This window comes from Peribacillus sp. GL_122 (assembly GCF_057835005.1).
The window spans coordinates 1,083,743-1,096,382 of the sequence record NZ_CM174415.1; the positions used below are offsets into that span (position 1 = coordinate 1,083,743).

The window sequence follows — 12,640 nt, forward strand, 5'->3', positions numbered from 1 at the left end:
AATAATCAATCTCCGCTTGGTATGGTAGTTGCATATTAGTTAATTAATCACGAATAAGGGTGGAGTGATACATGGAGAATGCAAAATTAAGACGTACGTTAACAGTATTTCCTTTAGTGCTATTTGGGGTGGCTTATATGGCACCTACAACAGTTTTTTCTACTTATGGGGTGGTTGCGGAAATAACGAAAGGGATGGTGCCAGCTGCTTATATTATAGCTTTGGTTGGTATGTTATTTACAGCCTATAGTTATGGTCAAATGGTTAAGGCCTACCCTGTTGCTGGTTCTGCGTATACATTTACTCAAAAGGCTTTTAATCCTCACCTTGGATTCTTAGTAGGCTGGGTTATACTATTGGACTATTTATTTTTGCCAATGATCAATGGATTACTAATCGCTATTTACTTAAACGCATATTTTCCATCCGTTCCTTTTTCCGTCTGGTTAATCGCCTTTGTAATTTTAATCACCATTGTAAATATAATTGGAGTGAAAATAGCAACAAAAATAAATCTTTTATTAGTTGCCTGTCAATTCTTAATAATAGTTATATTTACATTCCTCTCAATTAAAGGGTTACTTAACGGAATGGGTTCAGGAACATTATTCATGAGTTCTCCATTTGTGAATGGAGAGATACCGCTATCTTTAGTATTAGCAGGATCTTCCATTTTATGTTTATCATTTTTAGGATTTGATGCTGTTACTACATTTTCGGAGGAAACCATTAATCCGAAAAAAATAATTCCAAAGGCTATTTTCCTCGTTGCGTTAATAGGGGGAGGTCTGTTTGTCACCATCTCATACATCAGTTACCTTGTTTACCCAAATTTCCAAGCTTTTAAAGATCCAGATTCCGCTTCCTTGGAAATTGCTATGTTCATCGGGGGTAATTTATTTCAATCTATTTTTCTAGCAGGTTATATTACCGGGGGGCTGGCGTCTGGTTTATCAGCTCATGCAAGTGTTTCGCGACTTTTGTATGCGATGGGGAGAGATGGGGTTCTTCCAAAGAGAATTTTTGGTCATATTCATCCAAAATTTCAAACTCCAACACACAACATCATCTTAGTGGGCATTTTTGCTTTATCTGCGTTATTTATTGATTTAGTGACAGCATCATCCTTTATTAACTTTGGGGCGCTCGTTGCATTTACATTTGTTAATCTTTCGGTTATTTCCCATTATTTTATTAAAGAAAAACAGCGAAACGGAATTAACACACTAAAGTACCTAATATTGCCGCTGATTGGTACTGGTTTCACAATTTGGTTATGGACCAGTCTTGATTCAAAGGCACTTTTACTTGGACTGGGATGGTTTGGAGTTGGTTTCATCATGCTCCTTTCTAATACGAAAATGTTTAGTGAACGGCCACCAGAGCTTTCTATTGATAGTGCGATTGAAAAAGAAATTCAAGCATAAAAGCTATATTCATTAAGGAGGATAAAAATGGTAAGTGCAGACATCATTCTTTCTGGTCAACATGTATTCACTGGGTTACAAGATGAGCCAATAAAAGCAGCTATCGCTATTAAAGATAATAAAATTATTAAAATCGGTTCTAAAGAAGATATAATGTCATTCCTTGGAAATCAAACAAAAGTGTATGACATGGAAGACGGACTAATTATTCCGGGATTTCATGATTTTCATATGCACATTATGATGGGAAGCATTTTACAGAAGGACAGTGCCAAATTATTTGATGCAGATTCAGAAGAGGATGCAGCCAAAATAGTAGGTGAATTTGCAGAAACGAGACCAAATGATGAGTGGATATTTGGTGTCGGTTGGGATCATACCAATTGGAAGAACAAAGTGTTGCCACATAGAACAACACTAGATAAATATATTAGTGATCGCCCTGTTTTATTATTCAATGCAGAAGTGCATTACGCATGGATCAATAGTAAAGCAATGGAAATGATTCACTTAACGAAGGACACCCCAGATCCGGAATATGGAGAAATTGGAAAAGATGAAAATGGGGAACTGACAGGCCTTCTATTTGAACAGGCAATTGGGTATGCATCGGAACATGCATACAAATTACCGAAAGATAAACGTGTAAGCCTATTCCAAGGTTTTCTTAATGAAACAAAAAGATTGGGAATCACATCCGTTAATGACTTATACGGAGCTAAAATTGCGCCAAATCCATTAGACGACCTTGAAATTTTTAAGGAATTTGAGAGAGAAGGGTTACTTACAACCAGAATTCACTTTTCGCCGGAGTTAAAAATGGATTTAGCTATCGCAAAGGAATTACAAACAAATTATCAGTCAGACAAGCTCACCTTTTCTGGATTAAAACAATTTATAGATGGTGTTGTGACAAGTCATACTGCTTTTTTATTGGATCATTACAAAGACCGTCCAGATACAAAAGGCGGAACGACTTATCCAGCTGAAACAATTAAACAATTAGTAAAAAAGGCAGATAAGGAAAATTTTCAAATTCGTTTCCATGCTATTGGAAACGGTGCAGTCCGCTTAGCATTGGATGCATTTGAAGAAGCGAGAAACGTAAATGGAGAAAGAGACGCTAGACATGTCATTGAACATGTGGAGGTATTGCATCCTGATGATGTTCATCGCTTTAGGGAATTGGATGTGATCGCTTCCTTTCAACCTAAACACATTGAATTAATGGAAAGTGAGGCGTATACAGCCAGAATCAGTGAAAAACAACAACCTCTCTATTATCCTATCAAAACACTAGTGGATACTGGTGCTAAAATTGCCTTTGGTACAGATTTTCCTGTAGTGCCCCTAAATCCTATGATGGGTATTTATCAGGCAATCACCAGAAAAGATTTAATCGGGAAGGCGTGGCAAGAGTCGGAAGGAGTAACATTGGCACAAGCGTTAAAATACTACACGGCCATACCGGCATACGGGTCATTTAGAGAAAATGAATTAGGTACATTGGAAGCAGGGAAGATAGCGGATATCGCTGTATTAAATAAAAATTTATTTAGCATATCAACAGAGGAAATTCTTGAAACAGAAGTGAAGATGACGATCATGGATGGAAAGATCGTATATGAAAACCCGGTCGTCCAAACTGTATAAGATAAAAAAATAAAAGTGAGGTAGTGAGAAGATGTCAAAAGTAAAAGTTGGTCTTATCCAAATTCATTGTGGAGAATTCATTGAGCAAAATATTCAAAAACGATAGAGAAAATAAAAGTAACAGTAAATAAAGGTGCACAAATCGTTTGCTTACAGGAATTATTTTCTTCGCAATATTTTCCGCAAACGGTCAGTGTGAAAAATTATGATTTAGCTGAAGATGTAGATAGCGGTACATTAGCCGAAATGGGTGAATTAGCAAAGGAATTAGCAATTGTCTTGATTGTACCTTTTTACGAAAGAGCAGGTGCTGGTATTTATTTTAATAGTGCAGCTGTATTTGATGCTGATGGAGAATGTTTAGGGATTACAAGAAAAAATCATATTCCGGATGGTCCCCAGTATCATGAAAAATATTATTTCGTTCCAGGCAATACTGGGTATCCTGTCTATGAAACGGCTTATGGAAAAATAGGAGTGGGGATTTGTTGGGACGAGTGGTATCCAGAAGTTGCCCGAATTTTGAGCTTACAAGGTGCAGAGATATTATTCTATCCTTCCGCTATTGGTTCAGAGCCAGATCATCCCGAGATATCGACAAGATCATCCTGGGAAAAGGCAATTTCCGCTCATGGCATTTCGAATGGTGTATTTGTTGCTGCGACAAATCGAGTGGGCCAGGAAAAGGACATGAATTTTTACGGTGGTTCATTCATTAGCGATACATTCGGGAATATTTTAGCTTCACTTGATGATGAAGAAGGAATTATTGTGCAAGAAATTGATTTAAAAGAAATAGAAGAGACTAGAAAAATTCTGCAATTCTTTAGAGACCGTCGTGTCGATACTTACGGCCCTATTTTACAAAAAGAAATACTTCCAACCCCATCTCCTTCAAAAAAGGGAGCGAACAAAGCGCTGTTCAGTTAATCATTAAAAAATAAAGCAGGTGTTTTCTCTTATCAGGTAGATCACATATCCATCAAGCTAATTTGTTTTTAAAGTAGGGATTGCTATCTTATTTTACGCTTACCACATCGTAAATAAGGCTGTACGCAATCCTTCTTCTCAAAATCGGGTATACTTGGCCTGAAACTTCTTCCCTGGCACTATCCCCAAAAAACATTTACTGTTTGGGATTTTTCAGCTTGTTTTTCCACTTTTACAACGGTGCATAGTTTTGACTTCCATAAGGATGATTTTAGATTGGAGCTGTCTTTAAGGCAGCTTCTTTTTTTGAGCAAAAAAAAGCATTAATTAAAAAGTGGAGGTATTTAACACCTAACGTACTACTTTTTGTTAAGTGAGACGGTTAGAGAAGAACAATGTGGGAAATACTAAGAAAATGAAAATGTTACCGAATTTTCAGAAAAATACATTGACGGGAAAATACGGTTGTTATATATTATTAATAAGTTAAATTTATTGTTATATAACAGAAGGGGGAGTCAAGATGATGAACATTCAGGATAAAGCCTATGAAAGTTATTTAAAGATTTGTGAAAGGTATGAAATCGAGTCGATAAACTTCGACCGCTTCATCAAAAATTTAACTAAAGATCAGTTGGATGAATACAGTAAATTAGCCGTTTGAAAGAAAGGACGTGATTGCACAAGATGGACCTCCCGGTTGATGTAGATGTAGAAGCAAGTTAGAAACCCCACCAGTTGCTATGGGAACAGGTGGGGTTTTGTCATGTGGTTTAAGAGCCTGTAATCAATCAAACAAGAAACTGCCGGAGAAGGTCTTCTCCGGCAGTTTCTTTAACTTCCCCGATATACTTGATAGCCCCATGGGGAAACGAGCAGTGGCACATGATAATGAGAGGATGGGGAAGATAATCCGAAACGGACGGGTACCTGGTCCAAGAAGGGCGGATCAGTAAGTTCGATGGACTTATTCCGGAAGTAATCCCCGATATGAAAAACGATTTCGTAGTTTCCCATTTTAGTGTTTTCTGCATTCAGCAGCGGGGCATCGAGCCTCCCGTCTGTATTTGTGACAGCTGTCTTGAGCAGCTGCCAGTCAGCTGTGGATGATTCGGAAAAGTATAATTCAATCGTCACGTTTTCGGCCGGCTGGCCATGCATTAAATCCAATATATGTGTTGTTATACCAGGCATAAATACTCCTTAACCGATGTTTTCTTCAGCAACAGCCAGGATTTTGTTATTTTCGAGATTTTCTTTATTAACGGTGAAGACCTGAAAACCGTATGGTGGGCGCGGCTCTGTATATACTTTTCCATAGGATTCCGGGATTTCGGAAACGACTGTATCCCATGTGTGGTTTTGGGATTCGAATGTAACTTCAAGAAGCTGAGGGAATCTAGTTAAAATACGGCAGCCGATTTCATAAATCAGATTTTGGATGGAAGGAGTTTCCATTTCATGGAAAACGGATGTAGCAATATCGATTACCTGTTCAGCAGCTACGTATTTAGAAGGATTCAAGCCGAATGCATCCTTTTGATCCTCATAGACCCAATGGAGATTCAAATAGATGAAAAGCGGACGATTTCCATCTTCGGGAAGCGTCGTATATTCATCACGGACAAAACCGACAAAAGAGTTCCCGCTTACTTTGATTAATTGGAGGTCGAGGATGGAACTGCTTTGCTGAACGATTTCGTTGCCATTTTCCCCGCGGATGATTTCGACGGCAGCCTTGGCCCGTTCGTTGCGGGACTTTTTGAATACCAGGTCACTCGGTTTCAAAACGGGGTTCGTTGCTTCAGTCACAGCTTCGAAAGGGATATCTTCGGCAATCAATTTAACAGTATCGATTTGTGGATATTTGTTCAGGAAGGCCTCTGACACATATGAAGCAAATCCTTCTAATGTTGCCCCTTCGAATGTCGCTAAATGCCTTTGGATGAAGTTTTTCATCGAATCTGTCGCGACGACCATGGAATTGTCCCCTTCCGTGAAGGAGGGAAGAAAAGAGGAGCCGCCAACGGAAACTTTTACATTGGTGCCGAAAATGATATGATCCCTGCCTAAAAAAGTGGATTCTGGTATTTGTTTGATTCCGGTTAAAGGAGTTGAATAGGTTCTATAGGCAAAAACATTCCCTTTTCCATAGCTAAGTGTTTGTGCGGCTGATTTATTTTCCATTGAATTCTCTCCTCCAATTTTGATTTTATCCTGTAAACGAAATAGGGCAATTTGATGAATTTCAGATAGAGCCTTATCGAACTCGGCCGTTTCAGAATGGTGAATCCTTGTTTTCATCGATTGATATATGTCATTTTTATCTTTGCCGCGTACAGCTAGAATAAATGGAAAGCCGAATTTATTCAGATATTGCCGGTTCAATGATATGAAACTTTCATATTCATCGGCAGTAAGGTCTTTTAAACCGGCGCCATGCTGTTCCTTAATCGAATCTTCACTCATTTCAACTTTGTCCCCAAGGTTCGGATGCTTCCTGATCAACGTTAACTTTTCTTCCTTTGACGAATTGCTTACAATCTCAACCATGCATCGATGCAGGTTGATTATGGATGAAAAGGGCCTATTGGCTGCCGACTTTTCTGCAATCCAAGGTGAATGTTCGAAAGTATCACCAAGGAACTTCGTGAACTCCTTTTCGCTTAGTGCATTTAGTGACTTAAGAGTAATCATTTTAAAGGCTCCTTCTTATATACTTTTTGCCATGAACTGATCTGTATCAGGGATGGTACTATCTGCCGCCTTTTTCCTTCTCGGAGTCAAGATCACATTCAGGATGATGGCTGTCAGGCTTCCGGTGATGATTCCATCGCCGACAACGATACGGATTGCTTCCGGCAGGCTTGAGAATAACTCGGGAACGACGGTGGCTCCAAGTCCGAGTGAGACTGAACAAGCTATGACCAATAAATTAGCATTATCCGAGAAATCAACGTCATTCAGCATTTTAATTCCTGATGAAACGACCATTCCGAACATGACGACTGTAGCACCCCCGAGGACGGCAGTAGGAATGAGTGTAGCGAGTGCCGCAATTTTCGGTACAAGTCCAAGCCCGATTAAAATAAAGCCGGCTGCAATGGTGATTGTTCTTTTTTTCACACCGGATAATTGAACGAGGCCTACATTCTGGGCGAATGTACTATAAGGAAAGGCATTGAAGATCCCGCCTAAAGTGAATGCCAGGCCTTCTGCCCGATAGCCCTTGACAATATCTTTTTCACTCAATTCCCTGCCGGTTATTTTTCCGAGAGCAAGGAATGCGCCAGTGGATTCGACAAGGATGACTGTGCCAACCAACATCATCGTAAGTATGGGGGCTATTTCAAATGTGGGTGTACCAAAGTACAAGGGAGCAGGGATATGGAACCAAGAAGCCTCGGCAACAGTGGAAAAGTCCATCTTCCCAAAAAACGTTGAAGCGATCGTTCCTGCTATGATGCCAATCAGAACGGAAATGGAGCGAATGAATCCAGTGAAGCAGCGATTGATTAACAGAATAACGGCGAGGACACCTAAAGAAAGCATCAAGTTCTCGGCTGAGCCAAAGTCTTTGCTGCCGGAACCGCCAGCCATATTCTTTATGCCGGTGGGCACTAAGGATAATCCAATGATGATGACGACGGTACCGGTCACGACAGGCGGGAATAATTTAAGCAGTTTACCAAATATGTTGGAGAAAAAAATGATGAATAATCCAGCGGCGATGATTGATCCATAGATAGCGGAAATGCCATAATTGCTGCCGATGGATATCATGGGGGTGACTGCAACGAAAGAAGTTCCCAAAACTATCGGGAGGCCAATGCCAAAGTATTTATTTTTCCAAGATTGCAATAATGTAGCGATCCCGCAGGTCAATAGATCAATGGCAATAAGGTAGGCGAGCTGTTGGGAATTGAATCCCAATGCCCCTCCGACGATGATCGGCACCAAGATGGCACCGGCATACATGGCTAGAACGTGCTGAAGACCTAACGAGAAGACTTTGGACTTGTTAATTCTGTCATTCATAAAAAAACTCCCTTCTCTAATATAATGTCATTTTATATCACGTAACTTTGTTATGATTAATATCATCATAATGAAAAATCAGAAAATTGTCATTAGTTAGATTAGACAATTTTAGGATGTGGATATAGACAACTTGCATAAAGTGAAGGGAGGTTTGTGGTTTTATAAATTAAGTAAGGATTTAATGCGAAGGGCAAGTCGAATCTGGAGTGTGGCCTCTGAATCTTTTAGGCTCTTGCCTAGTAGCTCTTCGCATTTCTCGAGTCTGTATACAACGGTGTTCCGATGTACGAATAGTCTTTTGGCAGTTTCGGATATTTGGCAATGTGTTTCGAGATAGACAGATAATGTCTGTAATAAGGATTGCTCCTCCTCGGTGAAAATCTTTGAAAATCCCTGTAGTGCAAAATGGTAAAAATTCATGAGGTCTTCTTCTGGAATGATTCTCAATAATTCCATAATATCCTTCGTCCGGAATATTTGGATGTATTCGGTCCTTTTCGAAAGACCTCCTTCGAGAAGGGAGTCGTTCGCTTCTTTGTAAGCGTTCTTGGTCTGTAAAAAACTCTGGCTCATATGGCTCACTCCGAAAGAAATCGTGCAGCCGAACTGGCTGGTTGTTATCCTTTGCAATGATTTTAGCGAGGTTTCGACAGTTTGGAGAACATCAGAAGAGACTTCATTCACTTCATATAAAAGAATGCATTTCTTGCCTTTTGTAAAAAGGTGAATGGGATTAGGTGATAGGTAAAGTTCATCGTCCAAAAACTCGTATATCGAATCAGCCCTTCGTTGCAGCTGTGTGTAACTTATGTCCGATTCGGGTTCATCGATCCTTCCGACTGCACATATATAGGTTTGTTCATTGTGTAAGGAAAACTCTTTTGCTCGATTTATGATTTCCTCTTGGGAGGTGAAACTGCCATCCAGAAAATGAAGGAAGAAATCATTTCGGATATTCCGATCATGCTGTTTAAGGGCATGTTCTTTCAACAAGGCAAAAGAAATGACATTAGTTGCCTGTTCTATCGTCAATGTTATGAGGTTATCGCTAGTCTTGATTTCTCCTGATATCGTCAAATAACCAAATTTTTCTTCATTCATATAAATGGGGAATACGGTATAGGGTTGTTTATTTGAAAGGGATGAAAATGAAAAGAATGAAGTTTTGGTTTTATGGAATCGGAATCCCTCTTCACTCATTTTTTTGATTATTGGAATAATTCCGGATTGTGAGATTGGATGGAAAATCGGTTTTAGGTACTGATCAACTAATAAGATGGGGTATCCGATCATATCCGATAAATGATCAAGCAGCTTTTGAATCCCTTTTCCCCGCATGATTAAGTTTGTGAATTGTTTATGTGTTTCCATGGCAAATGTCAATTCCGCTGCACGTTGATCCAAAATCCCCCGTAATGTATGGTTGATGATTTCCCCGAGTGACAATTCTGCAGGGAGTTCAATGATTGGAAAGGATAAATCATTGGCTAGAACCAGTACGTCCTCGGGTATTTCTTTTAGGTATCTTCTTGTCTTTATCCCTAGGGCGGCGCAGCCTTGGTTTGCCATCGCTTCGACGAGTGATGACAAGTGGTGTGGCTTGTCCTTTACGTGATAAGCCGTTGTTACAAGGAATTCATTTGGTTTTAAAAAGTTGATGATATCCGGAGCGTCCATCATATTGACTGTTTGGACTTCCCGTTCGATTCCTGTTCCTCCGGCTATTAAATGCATGCCGGTTAATGCGGGCAATGTTAAAAGTTCAGTAACTTTCATCTGAAACACCTCATTTTGGAAAATTAGAGTATTGAGTGTGATTTTATAAAGCTGTGTATGAATCCAGGGAATTATTTAGTGCGGTTACTGATGTTACTACCATGCTTTGCGGATTTTCATTATCATATCATACAAATCCTTTGGCATATCCTACAAATTACTTTGTTTGTGTTGTTAGGAAAAATAAAAAGTATTTGTGTGTTAGATTTCATTACATGATTAGTGACAAGTTATCTGAATTTTGTTAATGTTTATAAAAATTAACGTGAGGATAAGGGAGACGATAAAATGAGTGAAGGCACAGTTACTTCCAGTAAGAAAAAAAGAGTGACGCCGTTTCCGAAAGAATGCACATTCAGCAAAGAGGACTGGGATGTATTATCGCAATTTTGGTTTCCTGTAGCTGCAGTGGAAGAGGTGTCGGAAAAACCGATAGGCATTAAACTTCTGGATGTGCACCTCGTCCTTTATCGGGCCAATGGGAAGATTATCGTTGCAAGGGACCTTTGTCTGCATCGCGGTGTGCCATTAAGCATGGGGTGGGTGGAAGGTGATGAAATCGTATGCCCTTACCACGGATTCAGATATGGCCCGGAAGGAAATTGTACGGGGATACCTGCGCATCCCAATGCTAAAATATCCCCGCGTCTTTGCATTAATATTTATCCCACGGCAGAACGCTACGGTTTGGTTTGGACATCGATTGCGAGCGATAAAGAGGATATTCCGAAGTTGCCTGCCTGGGATGATGAGGAATATTTGAACATCCTGCCGCCATCCATAGACATTGCAGGGTCAGCCGGCCGGCAGATGGAAGGATTTTTGGATGTGTCCCACTTTGCTTGGGTTCATTCGGAAAGCTTCGCTGATCGCAATAATCCTATCGTTCCTAGCTATAAGGTGGAAAAAACGGAATATGGCCTGCATGTGGAATACTTAAGTTCCGTCAGTAATTACGGAAAAGGCATGCAGCATTTAGAACCTGCCGACTTTGAATGGCTGCGAGTTTTTGATATCTATCCACCGCTGGCGGCCAGGCTTACCGTCCATTTCCCGCGGGATGGAAAACTTCATATCCTGAACTGTGCCAGTCCGGTTTCGGCACGAAAGACAAGAATGTTTTCGCCGATGGCCCGTAACTTTGATTTAGATGTCCCGATTGAAGATACCTATGCATTCAATTTGCAGATTTTCAATGAAGATAAGGAAATGGTGGAAAATCAAAAGCCAGAGGAGCTGCCACTCGATTTGCAAGCGGAAGCGCATATCGCGGCAGATAAGACGTCGATCGCTTATCGTCAGCTTTTGAGGGAATTGGGCTTAGGTGCGAATTATACAAGTTGAGGAAAAGAGGGTGCCCCTGTTAAAAGGGCACCCTCTTTTTTTGCATGCATAATTGGTTAGGTTTTCTTTGGTTATTTTGCACAAAATAACACCAAAATACTAACAAAAATGTCAATGAAGTTATAGGTGAAAGCAAGTAAAATAATAGATAACATAAATTTGTGAATATTCATAACATGAATGGATATTGGAAGGGAGGCTATGGGATGGGCATTCAAATCGAAAAGTCCATAAACGAAAAGGACGAAGTTGCTTCGATGATTGAATGGTTAGCATCTTTCGGGGCAACGGAGAGTGATGGGGTGACCCGGTTATTATATTCCAAGGAATGGATGAGCGCTCAGCAGGCAATGAAAGCTGAAATGGAAAAAGAAAACCTTATTACATATTTTGATAGTGTAGGCAACTTGTTTGGCAGGCTTGAGGGAACGGGCCCCTCCGGTGAAACCATTCTGACCGGCTCTCATATAGACACGGTCAAGGATGGAGGGAAATATGACGGTGCATATGGGGTCGTCGCTAGTTTCCTGGCAGTTAAGAGGTTGTATAAAGCCTATGGGCAGCCGCGGAAGACGATTGAAGTCGTTTCCTTTTGTGAGGAGGAAGGAAGCAGATTTCCTTTAACGTTTTGGGGATCGAGGAATATTAAAGGAGTCTATGGTCTTGAGCATGTCAGGGATTTAAAGGATACTGAAGGAATTCCTTTTTTGGAAGCCATGAAAAAATCAGGGTTTGAACCTGAAGCCTATATAACCCCGGTCCGCGATGACATTGAACGGTTTGTCGAAATTCATATAGAACAGGGGATGGTGCTTGAAAAGAACGGGAATACGATTGGGGTCGTCAGCCATATTGTCGGGCAGCGCCGTTATACGGTGAAAATCATTGGTGAGAGTGATCATGCGGGCACCACTCCCATGTCATACAGGAAGGATGCAGTCGGTTTTGCTTCTGAATTCATTTCTTTTTTAACGAAAAAAGCGAGGGACATGGACCCGGGTTTAGTTGCGACGGTTGGCAGAATGGATGTTAAACCTAATGTCCCGAATGTCATTGCTGGTGAGGTGGAGTTCAGTCTCGATATCAGGCACTACGAGGAAGTGGTTCTTGAAAGGTTTTGTCAGGAAATCTTTTCGACTTTCGATTCCTTGGCAAAAGAAGGTGAAATGAAGCTGGAGGTTTCACAATGGATGGATGTCAAACCTGTCGCAATGGATCGGGAAATGAATCGCCTTGTCCGAAAGATAGCTGAAGATAAAAATATACCTTACCAAGATATGGTCAGCGGAGCCGGGCATGATGCACAGGTGTTTGGTTCATATTGTCCGACTTGCTTGCTGTTCGTTCCAAGTAAGGGGGGGATCAGCCATTCGCCTAAGGAGTTTACGAGTGTTGCGGATATGGAAAAGGGAATCGACGTTTTAAGTGAAATACTATATAAATTAGCCTATTAAAAGGAGTTGGTTAAA

The 12,640-nt window shown here is 40.5% G+C and carries 10 protein-coding genes; 6 read left to right on the plus strand and 4 right to left on the minus strand.

Going from position 1 to position 12,640, the window contains the following annotated elements; genetic code table 11:
* Nucleotides 1-71 precede the first annotated feature (71 nt).
* The 4 genes from AC3ISB_RS05200 (at nt 72) to AC3ISB_RS05215 (ending at nt 4,674) form a co-directional block, all read left to right on the plus strand.
* Nucleotides 72-1,427, plus strand: a complete 1,356-nt coding sequence (locus AC3ISB_RS05200; protein WP_489275742.1) for an APC family permease — start codon at nt 72-74, stop codon at nt 1,425-1,427.
* A 27-nt stretch (nt 1,428-1,454) separates the two neighbouring features.
* Nucleotides 1,455-3,080 carry an amidohydrolase gene (locus AC3ISB_RS05205; protein WP_480339912.1) on the plus strand — a complete coding sequence of 542 codons (1,626 nt, stop codon included), beginning with the start codon at nt 1,455-1,457 and terminating at the stop codon, nt 3,078-3,080.
* A 141-nt stretch (nt 3,081-3,221) separates the two neighbouring features.
* Nucleotides 3,222-4,010: a carbon-nitrogen hydrolase gene (locus AC3ISB_RS05210; protein WP_489276868.1), complete on the plus strand. Its 789-nt coding sequence runs from the start codon at nt 3,222-3,224 to the stop codon at nt 4,008-4,010.
* 523 nt (nt 4,011-4,533) lie between these two features.
* Nucleotides 4,534-4,674, plus strand: coding sequence for a hypothetical protein (locus AC3ISB_RS05215; protein WP_157831099.1), 141 nt, complete (start codon nt 4,534-4,536; stop codon nt 4,672-4,674).
* A gap of 170 nt (nt 4,675-4,844) precedes the next feature.
* On the opposite strand, the gene uraH is transcribed toward AC3ISB_RS05215, so the two are convergent.
* From uraH to AC3ISB_RS05235, 4 genes are all read right to left on the minus strand, one after another.
* Nucleotides 4,845-5,204 carry a hydroxyisourate hydrolase gene (gene uraH / locus AC3ISB_RS05220; RefSeq protein ID WP_141993036.1) on the minus strand — a complete coding sequence of 120 codons (360 nt, stop codon included), beginning with the start codon at nt 5,202-5,204 and terminating at the stop codon, nt 4,845-4,847.
* Between the two features lie 9 nt (nt 5,205-5,213).
* On the minus strand, nt 5,214-6,707 hold the full coding sequence (gene pucL, locus AC3ISB_RS05225; protein WP_489275745.1) for a factor-independent urate hydroxylase: 1,494 nt from the start codon (nt 6,705-6,707) through the stop codon (nt 5,214-5,216).
* 15 nt (nt 6,708-6,722) lie between these two features.
* Nucleotides 6,723-8,048 carry a nucleobase:cation symporter-2 family protein gene (locus tag AC3ISB_RS05230; RefSeq protein ID WP_141993038.1) on the minus strand — a complete coding sequence of 442 codons (1,326 nt, stop codon included), beginning with the start codon at nt 8,046-8,048 and terminating at the stop codon, nt 6,723-6,725.
* Nucleotides 8,049-8,210: 162 nt separating this feature from the next.
* Entirely contained in the window at nt 8,211-9,827 is a 1,617-nt protein-coding gene (locus AC3ISB_RS05235) for a PucR family transcriptional regulator (protein WP_489275746.1), read from the minus strand.
* A 288-nt stretch (nt 9,828-10,115) separates the two neighbouring features.
* Between AC3ISB_RS05235 and AC3ISB_RS05240 the strand changes: the two genes are divergently transcribed.
* A complete protein-coding gene (locus AC3ISB_RS05240; protein WP_480339917.1) occupies nt 10,116-11,171 on the plus strand; it encodes a Rieske 2Fe-2S domain-containing protein in 1,056 nt (351 codons plus the stop codon).
* 206 nt (nt 11,172-11,377) lie between these two features.
* The gene (allC, locus tag AC3ISB_RS05245) at nt 11,378-12,625 is read left to right on the plus strand and encodes an allantoate deiminase (protein ID WP_480339918.1); all 1,248 of its coding nucleotides are present in this window, start codon (nt 11,378-11,380) and stop codon (nt 12,623-12,625) included.
* Nucleotides 12,626-12,640: the final 15 nt, after the last annotated feature.

Excerpts from the sequence above, each read along its gene's own strand:
- AC3ISB_RS05240 (WP_480339917.1), top strand. The coding sequence starts at position 10,116 with ATGAGTGAAGGCACAGTTACTTCCAGTAAGAAAAAAAGAGTGACGCCG.
- AC3ISB_RS05215 (WP_157831099.1), top strand. The coding sequence starts at position 4,534 with ATGATGAACATTCAGGATAAAGCCTATGAAAGTTATTTAAAGATTTGT.
- pucL (WP_489275745.1), bottom strand. The coding sequence starts at position 6,707 with ATGATTACTCTTAAGTCACTAAATGCACTAAGCGAAAAGGAGTTCACG.
- AC3ISB_RS05205 (WP_480339912.1), top strand. The coding sequence starts at position 1,455 with ATGGTAAGTGCAGACATCATTCTTTCTGGTCAACATGTATTCACTGGG.
- allC (WP_480339918.1), top strand. The coding sequence starts at position 11,378 with ATGGGCATTCAAATCGAAAAGTCCATAAACGAAAAGGACGAAGTTGCT.
- AC3ISB_RS05230 (WP_141993038.1), bottom strand. The coding sequence starts at position 8,048 with ATGAATGACAGAATTAACAAGTCCAAAGTCTTCTCGTTAGGTCTTCAG.
- AC3ISB_RS05200 (WP_489275742.1), top strand. The coding sequence starts at position 72 with ATGGAGAATGCAAAATTAAGACGTACGTTAACAGTATTTCCTTTAGTG.
- AC3ISB_RS05235 (WP_489275746.1), bottom strand. The coding sequence starts at position 9,827 with ATGAAAGTTACTGAACTTTTAACATTGCCCGCATTAACCGGCATGCAT.
- uraH (WP_141993036.1), bottom strand. The coding sequence starts at position 5,204 with ATGCCTGGTATAACAACACATATATTGGATTTAATGCATGGCCAGCCG.